The 13,037-nt window shown below is 72.5% G+C and carries 10 protein-coding genes; 5 read left to right on the top strand and 5 right to left on the bottom strand.

The features are described from left to right. The 5 genes from MZTS_RS09915 to MZTS_RS09895 all read right to left on the bottom strand — a co-directional run. Nucleotides 1-2,534: PAS domain-containing protein (locus tag MZTS_RS09915; RefSeq protein ID WP_192283618.1), on the bottom strand; the 2,534-nt coding region annotated here is incomplete at its 3' end. 69 nt (nt 2,535-2,603) lie between these two features. Beyond that, nucleotides 2,604-4,694, bottom strand: a complete 2,091-nt coding sequence (locus MZTS_RS09910) for a hypothetical protein (RefSeq protein WP_192283616.1) — start codon at nt 4,692-4,694, stop codon at nt 2,604-2,606. Between the two features lie 43 nt (nt 4,695-4,737). Then, nucleotides 4,738-7,572: a DUF4159 domain-containing protein gene (locus MZTS_RS09905; protein ID WP_192283614.1), complete on the bottom strand. Its 2,835-nt coding sequence runs from the start codon at nt 7,570-7,572 to the stop codon at nt 4,738-4,740. Nucleotides 7,573-7,585: 13 nt separating this feature from the next. Beyond that, on the bottom strand, nt 7,586-8,500 hold the full coding sequence (locus tag MZTS_RS09900) for a DUF58 domain-containing protein (protein ID WP_192283612.1): 915 nt from the start codon (nt 8,498-8,500) through the stop codon (nt 7,586-7,588). An 11-nt stretch (nt 8,501-8,511) separates the two neighbouring features. After that, nucleotides 8,512-9,522: an AAA family ATPase gene (locus MZTS_RS09895; protein WP_192283610.1), complete on the bottom strand. Its 1,011-nt coding sequence runs from the start codon at nt 9,520-9,522 to the stop codon at nt 8,512-8,514. A gap of 211 nt (nt 9,523-9,733) precedes the next feature. On the opposite strand from MZTS_RS09895, the gene MZTS_RS09890 reads away from it, so the two are divergent. From MZTS_RS09890 to MZTS_RS09870, 5 genes are read left to right on the top strand one after another with little or no spacing between them, the layout of a single operon-like run. Next, a complete protein-coding gene (locus tag MZTS_RS09890) occupies nt 9,734-10,168 on the top strand; it encodes a PaaI family thioesterase (RefSeq protein WP_192283608.1) in 435 nt (144 codons plus the stop codon). Then, nucleotides 10,165-10,761 carry a DUF1285 domain-containing protein gene (locus MZTS_RS09885; protein ID WP_009864270.1) on the top strand — a complete coding sequence of 199 codons (597 nt, stop codon included), beginning with the start codon at nt 10,165-10,167 and terminating at the stop codon, nt 10,759-10,761. The genes MZTS_RS09890 and MZTS_RS09885 overlap by 4 nt, the downstream gene beginning before the upstream one ends. Then, nucleotides 10,758-11,432, top strand: a complete 675-nt coding sequence (locus MZTS_RS09880; RefSeq protein ID WP_192283606.1) for a CoA pyrophosphatase — start codon at nt 10,758-10,760, stop codon at nt 11,430-11,432. Before MZTS_RS09885 ends, MZTS_RS09880 begins: the two co-directional genes overlap by 4 nt. Nucleotides 11,433-11,468: 36 nt before the next feature. Next, nucleotides 11,469-11,726, top strand: coding sequence for a DUF6111 family protein (locus tag MZTS_RS09875; RefSeq protein ID WP_009864741.1), 258 nt, complete (start codon nt 11,469-11,471; stop codon nt 11,724-11,726). Then, nucleotides 11,723-13,033, top strand: coding sequence for a CCA tRNA nucleotidyltransferase (locus MZTS_RS09870; RefSeq protein ID WP_192283603.1), 1,311 nt, complete (start codon nt 11,723-11,725; stop codon nt 13,031-13,033). The genes MZTS_RS09875 and MZTS_RS09870 overlap by 4 nt, the downstream gene beginning before the upstream one ends. Nucleotides 13,034-13,037: the final 4 nt, after the last annotated feature.

Below are 13,037 nucleotides of genomic sequence, written 5' to 3'. Positions count from 1 at the left end.
CCGCCGGTGAGCTGGCCCACCGCCTCCATCTTCTGCGACTGGCGCAGGGCCTCCTCCGCCTCGGCCAAGGCCCGGGCCTGCTCCTTGACCGCGGTCACGTCGCGCACCGAGGCATAGACGAGCCCCTCACGCGGCACCGCGTTCCAGGAGAACCAGAGATAGGTGCCGGCGCGCGTCCGGCATCGGTTCTCGAAACCGAGCCGGGTATGTCCGCAGGCGAGGTCGGCGAGGGTTGCGAGTGTCTGCTCCCGGTCGTCGGGATGGACGAAATCGATGAACGGTGTCGCCTTCAGCTCGGCCTCGCTCCAGCCGAGCGTCGCACTCCAGGCGGGGTTGAGGCTGAGGAAGCGGCCCTCGAAGCTCGCCACCGCCAGGAGGTCGCTCGACACCTGCCAGATCTGGTCGCGCTCGGCGGTGCGGGCGGCGATCTGCTCTTCCAGCGTCTCGTTGAGCCGACGCTGGGCGTCCTGAGCGGCACGCAGATCGGTCACGTCGGTATTGGTGCCGAACCAGCGCACGACGGCGCCGGCGGCGTCGCGGATCGGCACGATGCGGGTCAGGAAGGGCCGGAATACCCCGTCGCGACCGCGCAAGGGGAAAGTCATTTCGAAGCGTTCGCCGGTCGCCAGGGATTGCCGCCAGCGCGCGACCACGCTCGGAAGCGTGACCGGGTCGTGCACCGCCTCCCAGCCCCAGCCCTGCATGCTCTCGGCATCCGTGCCGGTATAGTCGTACCAGCGTCGGTTGTACCAGTAGATATGCCCGTCGGCACGGGCCATCCAGCACAGGGCCGGGATGTTGTCGGCCAGCGTCTCGAACTCGACGGCCTTCTCGCGCATGAGCGCGATCGCCCGGTCTCGCTCCGCCTCGACGGCGCGCCGTTCCTCCACGTCGATGAGCACGCCGGGGAAGCGCAGCGGCGTGCCGTCGGCGGCGTGATCGACCCGGCCATTGGCCTCGATCCAGTAATAGCGTCCATCCGCCCGCCGGACACGGTACTGGTGGGCGTAGGCGCCGCCGCGGGCGATGACCTCGGCGATGGCCTCGGCGAGCCCCGCCTTGTCGTCGGGGTGGACCGTCTCGACCACCTGGGCGAGGCTCAGACCGTCGCGGCCGAGGGAGGGGTCGAGGCCGAAGGCGCGGGCGAAGGCCTCGTCCACGCTGAAGCGGTCGGTCGGCAGGTCCCAGAACCACGTGCCGATGATCGCGCCGGCGGTGAGAGCGAGCTGGACCCGCTCGGCATTGGCCCGGGCCAGCGCCTCGCTCTCCCGCAGGCGCCGCTCGACCTCGACCCGCTCGGTCACGTCGAGTTCGGCCACCACGCCGCCGACGATGGTGCCCGCATCGTCGCGGATCGGGGCGGCGTTGTTGAGGAACAGCCGCCGGCCACCCCCGTCGAAACGCTCGATCTCGATCAGTTCGCCGCGCACGGTCTCGCCCTGCAGGAGGGCGCGGGCCATGCCCCATTCCTCGGCGCGCAGGCGCTGGCCCGTCTCCGGCCAGTAACCGACCCAGGCGCCGTACTGCTCCCAGCTCAGGGTCTCCGGCGGCACACCCCAGATCTCGCGATTGGCGGGGTTGTCGCGCAGGATGCGTCCGTCCGCTCCGGCGATGATCACGCCCACCGGCAAACGCTCCAGCGTCGCCGCCAGGAACGCCTCGCTGCGCCGCGACGCCTCCTCCGCCTCCCGGCGGGCGGTCGCGTCGCGGTAGAACACCGCGAGCCCCTCCGGGACGGGATAGGCGCGCATGTCGATCCAGGCCGGCCGCCCGCCGGGCCAGGTGTAGCGATGTTCGAGCGCCACCGGGACGCGCTCGGTCATGGCTTTCCGCAGGAGCCGGTCCAACTCCGGATCGGTGCCGGGATGGGCCTCCCAATGGATGCGGCCGACCACCTCCTCCCACGGGCGGCCCTCCATCCGCAGAGCCTCGGCGTTGAGGTCGAGGATGCGGAAATCGTGGCCGAGCAGGGCGAAGGCCTCGCCCATATTGGCGAGCACCCCCTGAGCCCGGTCGCGCTCGGCCCGCAGGGCGGCCTCGGCCTCATGCCGGCTCGTCTCCGCCCGGACCCGCTTCGTCGTCTCGTTGGTGAAGATGAACAGGCCGGCGATCCGGCCCTCCCCATCGAGCACCCGCGAATAGGAGAAGGTCCACCACGTCTCGGCCTCGCCCCGGTCGGTGTCGAGTTTCCAGGGCAGATCCTCGAAGCGGCGGCTCCGGCCGGCGAAGGCGTCGTCGATGATCGGCTTGGCCTGCTCCCAGCCATCGGCCCAGACGCGGTCGAACCGTTCGCCCATCGCCCAGGACAGGCGCGGCCCGAGCAGCGGAAAATAGGTGTCGTTGAAGAAGAAATGCAGATCCGGCCCCCAAGCCAGGATCATGCTCTCCGGCGAGTTCAGCACGAGGCTGAGCGCGGTGCGCAGCGATTCCGGCCAGATTTCGGGGGGGCCGAGCGGGTGATCCGACCAGTCGCGCTCGGCGATCATGCGGGCGGCCTCGCCGCCCCCGGCCAGGAACGGGAGGGTGTCGGTCATGTCCGAACGGATTTACACAGGTGAAGGCCGCGCGGACAGCGTTGTTTCGGGCGGCGGCTGAGGGCCGCCCTAGGCCGCCCGCCCGCGCCGACCCTCGACCAGCCACATCGCCAGAACCGCCGCCGCCAGGGCCGCGAGCGCCCAGAGGCCGATGCCGAGGGGATAGACCTCGACGCCGCGCACGGTGGCGCTGTCGCTCGGGCGGAAACCGATCCAGTCGGCTCCGCCCAGGCGCCCGCCGCGCGTCACCTGCAGGCGCGGCACCTCGATGCCGCCGCCGGCCGCCGCCACCCGGCGCACGGTGCCGCCGGAGCCCTCGGCCACGCCCTTCAGGCGCTCGGTATCGCTGAACACGTCGGCCAGTTCGCGCGGATTGGCGGGACCGACGCTGACGAAGGCGACGAGGTTGCCGGAGCGGATGGTGTGGAGGCCGAGTTGTTCCGCCTCGAAGGTCGCGGTGAACAGGCCGGCTTCCGCCTTCGCCAGCTCCAGGCGACGTTCCTTGCCGGTCGGACCGGTGATGGTGACCGGCCCGGCCTCCTCGGCCATGGTCTGGCGCTCGATGCGCACCTCGCGGCCCCGGCCGGTGGTCTGGGCCCGCAGGGCCTCCTCTTCAAGCGCCGGCTCCTTCATCAGCCAATGGGCGAGGCGCCGCAGCAGGTCGATATAGGGGCCGCCCTGCTGGTAGCCGCGCGCCCAGAGCCAGGCTTGGTCCGACAGCATCAGCGCGACGCGGCCCTTGTCCTCGCGCGACAGAGCCAGCAGCGGCAGGCCGTTGGCGCCGGACAGGATCGGCTGAACCCCCGCCCGCGTCTGGGCCGAGACGATGCGCAGCCAGTCGCCCCAGGCCGGCGGGTTGGCCTCCGAGCCCGGCAGGGCGCGGGTGACGGGATGGCGATGACCGGTCTCGGTGAGTGCGGCCTTGAACGGCTGCTCCACGACCTTCGCCGACGGATCGCCCGGCAGGATCGAGGCGAGCCGGGTGCGGGCGAGGCTGGCGGGCCCGGCGAATTCCGGCCCGGCGGCGATCAACAGCGCGCCGCCCTCGCGGACGTAGCGGACGATGTTGTCGAAATAGGCGGAGGGCAGCACGCTCTGGTTGGCGTAGCGGTCGAAGATGATCAGGTCGAAATCCTTGATCTTCTGGACGAACAGCTCGCGGGTCGGAAACGCGATCAGCGAGAGTTCGGAGATCGGCGTGCCGTCCTGCTTCTCCGGCGGCCTGAGAATGGTGAAGTGGACGAGATCGACGGAGGCATCCGACTTCAAGAGGTTGCGCCAGGTGCGCTCGCCCTGGTGCGGCTCGCCGGAGACCAGCAGCACCCTGAGCTTTTCGCGGATGCCCTCGATGGGAAGGACGGCGCGGTTGTTGACCGTGGTCAGTTCGCCCGGCAGCGGCTCGACCTCGATCTCGACCACGTTCGGGCCGCCATGCTCGATATGCGTGGTGAGCGAGAACGGCACGCCGGTCGCGATGCTCTGCCGGTCGATCTCCTCGCCGTCGCGGCGCACGGTGACGGTGGCCGTGCCGGTGCCGCCGCGCTCCATCACCTCGGCGCGGAGGGTGACGTCCTTGCCCACGATGCCGAAGCGGGGGGCCTCCAGCATCTTGATCTGGCGGTCGCGCTCATCCGGGCGGCCGGTGACGAGGACGTGGAGCGGCGCCTTCAGCCCGAGGGCCTCCAGCGAGGCGGGGATGTCGTGCACCACGCCGTCGGTGAGCATCACCACGCCGGCGATCCGCTCCGGCGGCACGTCGGCCAGCGCCTGGGTCAGGGCGGTGAACAGCTTGGTGCCGTCGTCGCCCTCGGCCCCCTGCGCGTCGCCGACCTCGATGAAGCGGGGCTCGATATGGGCGAGGGTGCCGAAGCGGCGCTCCAATTCGGCCTTGACCGCATCGGTCATGGCCGGGCGCTCGCCGAGGCTCTGCGAGCCGGAGCGGTCGACGACGATGGCCGCCACGTCCTTCACCGGGTCGCGGTCCTCGCGCACCAGCGAGGGGTTGGCGAGCGCCGCGACGACGAGGCCGAGCGCCACCGCCCGCAGGAGGGCCGTGCGCCCGCGGGCGAGCACCGCCACCCCTGCGAGGATCGCGGCCAGCACGCCGAAGGCGGCCAGGACCGGCCACGGGACGAGGGGGGTGAAGCTGAGGCTCAGCATGGGCTAAGGCCTTGAGAAGAAGCCGAGGAAGGCCCGAAAGGAATCACTGCCCCAGCCGCTCCAGCAGGGCCGGCACGTGAACCTGATCGGCCTTGTAGTTTCCGGTCAGCGTGTAGATCACGATGTTGACGCCACCGCGGAACGCCATCTCGCGCTGCCGCTGGTCGCCGCTGACGGGATAGAGCGGCTCGCCGTTCCGGCCGAGGGCCCAGGCGGCGGCGAGGTCGTTGCCGGTGATGATGATCGGGGTGACGCCATCGCCCGCGCGGGCCGGGCGGCGCTCACCGCCATCGGTGGCCGGCGGGATCGTCTCGACCCAGGTCTGGCCGGAACTGAGGCGGCCGGGGAAGGCATCCACGAGGTAGAACGCCTTGGTGAGCACGTGGTCCGGCGGCACCGGCTCCAGTTCCGGCACTTCGAGGGTCGCCAGCATCTTGCGCAGGTAAGCCGTCTCCGGGGTCGGCGGACCGTTCGCCCGCGCGGTCTGCGCGTCGCGGGTATCGAAGATCACCGTGCCGCCGTTGCGCATGAAGGCGTCGATCTTGCGGATCGCCGCCTCGCTCGGCTGGGGACGCCCGGCCACGATCGGCCAGTAGATCAGCGGGTAGAAGGCGAGTTCGTCCTTGGCCGGATCGAGGCCGACCGGCTCGCCCGGCTCCAGGGCGGTGCGGGCGGCGAGCATCTGGCTCAGGCCCGACAGGCCGGCCCGGCTCGCGGCATCGGTCGCCGCATCGCCGGTGACGATGAAGGCGAGCCGGGTGTTGAGCGCCGATTCGATGCCGTTCGGCCGGTTGGCGGCCGGCTCCTGCGCCCGGGCCGGCGGCGGGGCGAGCACGAGCGCGGCCCCCACCAGAACCGGCAGGAGCAGGGCGGCCGGCGCCGCCCGCCCGCGTGCGGCACGGCCGGAGGGGCGGAGGAAGCCGCCGAGCCAGAGGCCGGCCAGGGTGTCGAGGGCGAGCAGGGCCAAAGCGAGGCTGAACAGGAGGGCGCGCAGATCCAAGGTCTCGGCTCCGGCGAGCGAACCCATCCGGGCGCCGGCCAGCGCCGACAGGTCGAGCGGCTCCAGCCGGTCGCCGGGGGCGAGGGCGTTGACGGCGATGCCGCCTTCCGCCGCGCCGTAGAAGCCCGGCGGGTGATCGGGGCCGGCGCGGTCGGCGAAATCCGCCGGGACGGCGGTGGCTCCGGCGGGCGGGGAGCCGAGGGCACCGAACCCGTCGAGGGTGAGCCGGGGCGCGAGCAGCGCCGCCTTCGCCGGGCGCCCCTCCCCCTGTGACAGCTTGGCGGAGGGCCCGGCGAGCCCGACCACCCGGCGCAGCATGTCCACGAACAGGCCCGAGAGCGGCAGGTTCGACCACGTGGTGTCGGCGGTGACGTGGAACAGCACGACGAGCCCTTGGCCCCGCTTCTCGGCGGTGACGATGGGCGTGCCGTCCTGCAGCGCCGCCCAGGTCTTGCCCGGCAGGTCGCCGTCGGGCTCGGCCAGGATCTGGCGGCGCACGCCGATATCGGCGGGCGGGTTCAGGCCGGCGAAGGGGCTTTCCGAGCCGAACGCCGCCAGGGTCCGCGGCCGGTCCCAGGACAGGGTGCCGCCGAGCGAGCGCCCGCCGCGGCGCAGGCGCACCGGCACCAGCGGGTCGTTGCCGGCGGCGAGGCGCGGCCCGGCGAAGCGCAGCAGCAGCCCGCCCTCGTCCACGAACTGCTCGACCCGCGCCAGGGTGCGCTCGTCGAGGGCGCCGACATCGGCCAGCGCCAGCACCGAGACCTGATTGTCGAGCATCTGGCCGATGGACTCGGCGGTGCCCTGGCCGCCGCGGGGCTGCTGCACGTCGGCGAAGGGGGTCAGCGCCTTGGCGAGGTAATAGGTCGGCGCCAGCAGGGGCTGGGCCTGATCGAGGGTGCCGCCGAAGACGAGGCCGACCCGGCGGCGCTTGCCGCGCTCGTCCATCAGCACCACGGCCCCGGCCGAATGCTCGCCCTCGATCTCGAGGCGGGCGATGGCGTTGCGCAGCTCCACCGGCAGATCGAAGGTCACGGTCGTCTCGCGCGCATCCGGTTGAAGCGTGAAGCGGCTCTCGGCGAGCGGCAGGCCCTTCTGGTCGAGCGCCCGCACCAGCCCGGTATCCCGGCCGTTCGCCTCGGCCCGCAGCACCTGCGCCGCGAGCTTCTCGCCGGGCTGCACCGGCGAGCCTTCGAGGGCGAGGGCCGGCGAACGTTCGGCCTTCAGCACGGTGACGGCGCTGCCGTGGCGGCCCGCCAGTTCGCCGAGCGACTTCGGGACATCGGCCTCGCCCGCGCCGCGCACGCCGTCGCTGATCCAGACGATGGAAGCGCCGGGCATCCGCTCCAGGAAGGTGCCGATGGAGGCCAGATGCGCGGCCCGGTCGCCGAGATGCGGGCGCGGCTTGATCGCCCGCAGGCGCTCCAGGGCCGCCGCCGGGGGACGGGCCTCGAACGGTGCCGGTGCGTCCGCGCTGGCGACCAGGGCCACCGGGCGCCCGTCGCGGGCGGCGGCCTCGATCTCGTCGGTGGCCGCGCGCAGGCGGTCGCGCCAATCCACGGCCGAGACGACCCCGTTGTCGAGGATGACGAGGAGCGGATTGCGCCCCGACGCCGCGCCGATGCCGCCGGGGTTCCAGACCGGCCCCGCCACCGCGAGGATCAGGCAGGCGGCGGCGAGGATCCGCAGGATCAGCAGCCAGGGCGGCGTGCGGGCCGGGGTCTCGCGCTTCGGCAGCAGGTCGGCGACGAGGGCCAGCGGCGGGAAGTGGATGCGCTGCGGGCGCGGCGGCGTGACCCGCAGCAGAACCCACAGGGCCGGCAGCGCCACCAGGGCGGCGAGCGCGAGGGGAGCGGCGAAGGTGAGCGGAACTCCGAACACGACGATTCGCCTTTCAGCCGAGCCCGCGCGCGGCGGCGACGAGGGTGAGCACGCGCAGGGCCGCCTCGCTCGCCGGCCGGTCGGTGCGGTGGAGCGTCAGCGTCCAGCCCCGCTGCCGGGCGATCTCGGAGAGGCCGTCGCGATGGGCGGCGATGCGCTGGCGATAGGCCTCGCCCCAGGCGCTCGCCTCGCCGATGTCGAGGCTCACGCCCGCCTCCGGATCGTGCAGGACCGCCTGCCCCGTGAAGGGGAAGGTCTCCTCCACCGGATCGGCCACCAGCACGAGATGGCCATGGGTGCCGCGCCCCGAGATCGCCTGCACGGCGTCGCGCACCGCGTCGAGGGGCGTGAGGAAGTCGCTCACCAGCACCACCTCGTCGAAGCGGCCGGGGCTCGCGGCGGGCGGCAACCCTTGAGCGAGGCCGGCTTGATCGTTGACGAGGGCCTGGGCAAGGGTTTCGACGATGCCGCGCGACGCGCTGGCGCGGGTGAGGCCGAGCAGGCCGACCCGCTCGCCGCCCTCGACGAAGGTGTCGGCCAGGGCCAGCCCCAGCACCAGGGCCCGCTCGACCTTGGAGGTCTGGGCCAGTTCCGAGGCGAAGCCCATGGAAGCGGAGCGGTCGATCCAGATCCAGATGTTGTGGGCGGCCTCCCACTCGCGCTCGCGCACGTAGAGCCGGTCGTCGCGGGCGGAGCGGCGCCAGTCGATCCGCGCCGCCGCCTCTCCGGTGACGAAGGGGCGGAACTGCCAGAAGCTCTCTCCGGGCCCCGCCCGGCGACGCCCGTGCAGGCCGTGCGCCAGGGTGCCGGAGACGCGCCGCGACTCGAGCACGAGGCGGGGCATCACGTCGGCCAGCGCCAGGGCGCCGCCGGTTTCGGGCCGGCCGGGGCGGCGCTGGTCTGCCTCGACGAGCCGGGTGGAAGCCATGCGATCCGGGCTCAGAGCTTGGCGGCGAGCCGGCCGATCAGGCCGGTCACCGTCTCACCATCGGCGCGGGCGGCGAAGGTGACCGCCATGCGGTGCTTCAGCACCGGCTCGGCCAGGGCTTTCACGTCGGCGACGGAGGGGGCGACCCGGCCCTCGATCAGCGCGCGGGCACGCACGGCGAGCGTCAGCGCCTGGCTCGCGCGGGGGCCGGGGCCCCAGAGCAGCTTTTTCGCGATGGCGGGATCGCCGCCTTCGGGACGGGCCGAGCGGACGAGATCGAGGATCGCGTCCACCACCGCCTCGCCCACGGGCAGGCGCCGCACGAGGCGCTGGGCGGTGAGCAATTGCTCGGTGGTCATCACCGTCTGCGCCCGCGCATCCTCGACGCCGGTGGTCTCGATCAGGATGCGGCGCTCGGCGGCCCGGTCGGGATAGCCGACATCGATCTGCAGCAGGAAGCGGTCGAGCTGCGCCTCGGGCAGCGGATAGGTGCCCTCCTGCTCGATCGGGTTCTGCGTCGCCAGCACGTGGAAGGGGCGCGGCAGGTCGTGGCGCTCGCCGGCCACCGAGACGAAATGCTCCTGCATCGCCTGGAGCAGGGCCGATTGCGTGCGCGGGCTGGCGCGGTTGATCTCGTCGGCCATCAGCAATTGCGTGAAGACCGGCCCCTTCACGAAGCGGAAGGAGCGGCGGCGCTCGGCATCCTCGTCGAGGATCTCGGTGCCGAGGATGTCGGAGGGCATCAGGTCCGGCGTGAACTGCACCCGGCGGGCATCCAGGCCGAGCACCGTGCCGAGGGTCTCGACGAGCTTGGTCTTGGCCAGGCCCGGCAGGCCGACGAGCAGGCCGTGGCCGCCGGCCAGGATCGTCACCAGCGCCAGGTCGACGATGCGTTCCTGGCCGAAGATCACGCCATGGATCGCGTCCCGCGCCTGTCCGATCGCGGTCAGACAGGTCTCGGCGGTGGCGACGATGCCATCGTCGAGGCTCGTCGTGCTGGCCGGTCCGGCGCCCTGTGCCATGAAGTGGAACCCATGATTGCCGGGCACGGATGCCCAGGGAAAGTGCAAGTCTGGCGCCGAACGACGGCCGAACGCAAGCGCGGCGCTGCCGCGCGACAGATCGGCACTATATGGACCGGCCGGAGAAGCCGGGCACGATCCCCGCGACATCGTGCATCGCGGGCCGGCACGGCCGCGCGCCCGCCGCTGGGCTCGGACAGGGGGATATCGGATGACGGACGAGGAGAGCGCGGCGTTTCCCGAGGGCTGGGAGGCCTTCACCGATCCGGGCTTCATCGCCCATGTCGGGCCGGTCTATCATCGCAGCGTGGAGGGCGTGAAACAGTTCGCGTTCCGCACCGAGGAGAAGCACGGCAACCTCGTCGGCATCGTCCATGGCGGGATGCTGCTGACCTTCGCCGACCGGGCGCTCAGCATCGTCGTCCGCGATGCCTGCGACGGCGCCAAGGCGGTGACCATCGAGATGTCGAGCCAGTTCGTCGGCGCCGCGCAGATCGGCGACCTGATCGAGACGGTGCCGGAAATCGTGCGCAGGACCTCCTCGCTGGTCTTCGTCCGCGGTACGCTCACCAGCGGCGGCCGACCGCTCGCGGCGGTGACCGGAATCTGGAAGGTGCTGAGGGACAAGCCGGGCGACAGATCATGACGCAGAGCGCCCCCGACGATCCCGCCCTGGCCCGCCTCAGCGCCGCCCTCGGCGCGGTGGACAAGGAGACCGGCACACGCGGCCTGCCGCCGGTGGAGCAGTGGGATCCGGCGCATTGCGGCGAGATCGACATCCGCATCGCCGCCGACGGCACGTGGTTCCACAACGGCTCGGCCATCCGCAGGCCCAAGCTCGTCAAGCTGTTCGCCTCGATCCTGCGCCGGGAGCCCGACGGCTCGACCGTGCTCGTCACCCCCGTCGAGAAGGTGCGGATCCAGGTGGACGACGCGGCCTTCGCGGCGGTCGAGATGGCGGTGGAGGGGGAAGGGCCGCAGCGCCGCATCGCCTTCCGCACCAATGTCGACGACCTCGTGCCGGCCGATGCCGCGCATCCGCTGCGCTTCACGGACGGGCCCGAGGGATTGAAGCCCTACCTGCATGTCCGCCGCGACCTCTGGGCCCTGGTGAGCCGGCCCCTGACCTACGACCTCGTCGCGCTGGGCGAGGAGCACGAGGTCGATGGGGAGAGCTGGTTCGGCCTCTGGGCCGGCGGCCATTTCCATCGCATCGCCCCCGCCGGGGAAGCCGCATGACGCTGCCGGTGGCGGCAGCCGGCTGCATCCCCGCCGACCCGTTCGGGCTCGACGGTTTCCTGGACCGGGCGGAACGCCGCCTGAGCCGCGTCGCCCCGGGGCCGGAGGTGCCGCTGTCCAACCCGCGCGGCGATCACGACCTCGACCCGGATGGATTCGCGGTGGCCCCGGCCACGCCGCACCGGCCCGCCGCCGTGCTCGTGCCGGTGATCGACCGGGCCGAGGGCGTGACGCTGCTGCTGACCAAGCGGGCGGCCCATCTGCGCGACCATTCCGGCCAAGTGGCCTTTCCCGGCGGCAAGGTCGATCCCGAGGACACCTCGCCGATCGACACCGCCCTGCGGGAGGCGCGGGAGGAGATCGGCCTGGAGGCCGGCGCGGTGCGCCCGCTGGGCTATCTCGATCCCTATCTCTCCGGCACCGGCTTCCTCGTGATCCCGGTGGTCGGCCTCGTCACCCGGGAGGCCCGCCCGCATCCGAACCCGGCGGAGGTGGCGGCCTGCTTCGAGGTGCCGCTCCCCTTCGTGATGGACCCGGCGCGGCATGTCGTCCGTTCGGCCGCCTGGAAGGGCCGGACGCGTTATTTCTACGCCATCCCCTTCGAGGAGCATCTGATCTGGGGCGTCACCGCCGGGATCGTGCATAACCTCTACGAGCGTCTCTACGCCTGACGACGAGCCGCCCGCCCAAAGCAGATCGCGTCCCCCATGCTCCGCCTCGTCCTTCAGGAAATCCTCCTGTTCTCCCTGCCTTTCCTGACTTTCGCGGGATGGCTGCTGTTCGCTCGCCGCTCGCCGCTCGACCATGCGGAGTGGAAGCCGCAATGGACGCGGCTGGTCCTGGCCGGCCTGTTCATCGTCGTCGCCTCCCTGGTCATGACCGGGCTGACGGCCGAGCGCACGGCGGATGGCTACGTGCCGCCGCGCTACGAGAATGGGCGACTGGTGCCCGGCCATTTTCAATGATGCCCGACCCGCTTCCCCCCTCCCTCGACCCGCACGGACCGGCCCACCTCCTGGCGCGCGACGGCGTGCGGGCCTGCCTCGCCGCGCTTCGCGTCGAAGGCGAGGAGACCCGCCTCGTCGGCGGCTGCGTGCGCGATGCGCTGCTCGGCCAGATCGTCAGCGACATCGACCTGACCACGACGCTGCGACCCGAGGCGGTGATGGACCGCGCCCGCGCCGCCGGGATCAAGGCGGTGCCGACCGGGGTCGCGCACGGCACCGTCACCCTCGTCGTGGACGGGGTGCCGCACGAGGTGACGACCCTGCGCGAGGACGTGGAGACCGACGGGCGCCACGCGGTGGTGCGCTTCGGCCGCGACTTCGCCCGCGACGCCGAGCGGCGCGACTTCACCATCAACGCCCTCTCCCTCGACGGCCAGGGCGGCCTGCACGACACCACCGGCGGCGTCGCCGATCTCGCCGCCGGCCGGGTGCGCTTCATCGGCGACGCCGCGACCCGCATCCGCGAGGACGCCCTGCGGCTGCTGCGCTTCTTCCGCTTCCATGCCCGCTACGGGCGGGGTGCGCCGGATGCCGAGGGGCTCGCCGCCGCCATCGCCGCCCGCGACGGTCTCGACCGGCTCTCGCGGGAACGGGTGCGCGCGGAATTCCTGAAGCTGCTGCTGGCGCCCCGCGTCGTCGCGGCGGTCACGATCCTGAGCGAGACGGGGCTGCTGCCGCGGATCGTCGGCGGCGTCGGGGAACTCGGCCGGCTCGCCCGCTGCGCGGCGGCCGAACCGCGCCTCGACAGCACCGTCCGGCTCGCGGCTTTGGCGGTGCGGACGGTCGAGGATGCCGACCGTCTCCAGGCGAACTTGCGCCTGTCGCGGGCCGAGCACGCGCAACTCTCGGGCTATGCCGCGGCTCTGGCCGTCCTGCACGACCGGCCGGTGATCGATGCGGGCGCGATGCCCGCTCTCGTCGCGCTTCATGGTACGGAGCGGCTGTGCGAGGTACTCACCGCCCTCGACGGCGAGCCGCGCCCGCAGGTCACGCCGGAGGCCCGGGCGGTTCTCGACCGGATGGAAGCCGCCGGGACGCGGCCGGTTCTTCCCGTGACGGGCGCCGACCTGGTGGCGCGGGGCGTGCCGCCGGGACAGGCGGTCGGAGCGGGTTTGAGGGCGGCCCAGGAACACTGGCTCGCCAGCGGCTGCCCCGACGACGCGGCCGCCCGCGAGCGGCTGATCCTTCGCGCGCTCGAAGCGGCCGGGCGCTGGCACAAAAAAGGCGCCGGTTTCCCGACGCCTTCCGCGAACCGAACTCTCTGAGAAA

This window comes from Methylorubrum zatmanii, from assembly GCF_014845115.1.
GTDB lineage: Bacteria > Pseudomonadota > Alphaproteobacteria > Rhizobiales > Beijerinckiaceae > Methylobacterium > Methylobacterium zatmanii.
This window is presented reverse-complemented; position numbering and strand designations above follow the sequence as displayed.

Excerpts from the sequence above, each read along its gene's own strand:
- MZTS_RS09910 (WP_192283616.1), bottom strand. The coding sequence starts at position 4,694 with ATGCTGAGCCTCAGCTTCACCCCCCTCGTCCCGTGGCCGGTCCTGGCC.
- MZTS_RS09900 (WP_192283612.1), bottom strand. The coding sequence starts at position 8,500 with ATGGCTTCCACCCGGCTCGTCGAGGCAGACCAGCGCCGCCCCGGCCGG.
- MZTS_RS09895 (WP_192283610.1), bottom strand. The coding sequence starts at position 9,522 with ATGGCACAGGGCGCCGGACCGGCCAGCACGACGAGCCTCGACGATGGC.
- MZTS_RS09890 (WP_192283608.1), top strand. The coding sequence starts at position 9,734 with ATGACGGACGAGGAGAGCGCGGCGTTTCCCGAGGGCTGGGAGGCCTTC.
- MZTS_RS09885 (WP_009864270.1), top strand. The coding sequence starts at position 10,165 with ATGACGCAGAGCGCCCCCGACGATCCCGCCCTGGCCCGCCTCAGCGCC.
- MZTS_RS09880 (WP_192283606.1), top strand. The coding sequence starts at position 10,758 with ATGACGCTGCCGGTGGCGGCAGCCGGCTGCATCCCCGCCGACCCGTTC.
- MZTS_RS09875 (WP_009864741.1), top strand. The coding sequence starts at position 11,469 with ATGCTCCGCCTCGTCCTTCAGGAAATCCTCCTGTTCTCCCTGCCTTTC.
- MZTS_RS09870 (WP_192283603.1), top strand. The coding sequence starts at position 11,723 with ATGATGCCCGACCCGCTTCCCCCCTCCCTCGACCCGCACGGACCGGCC.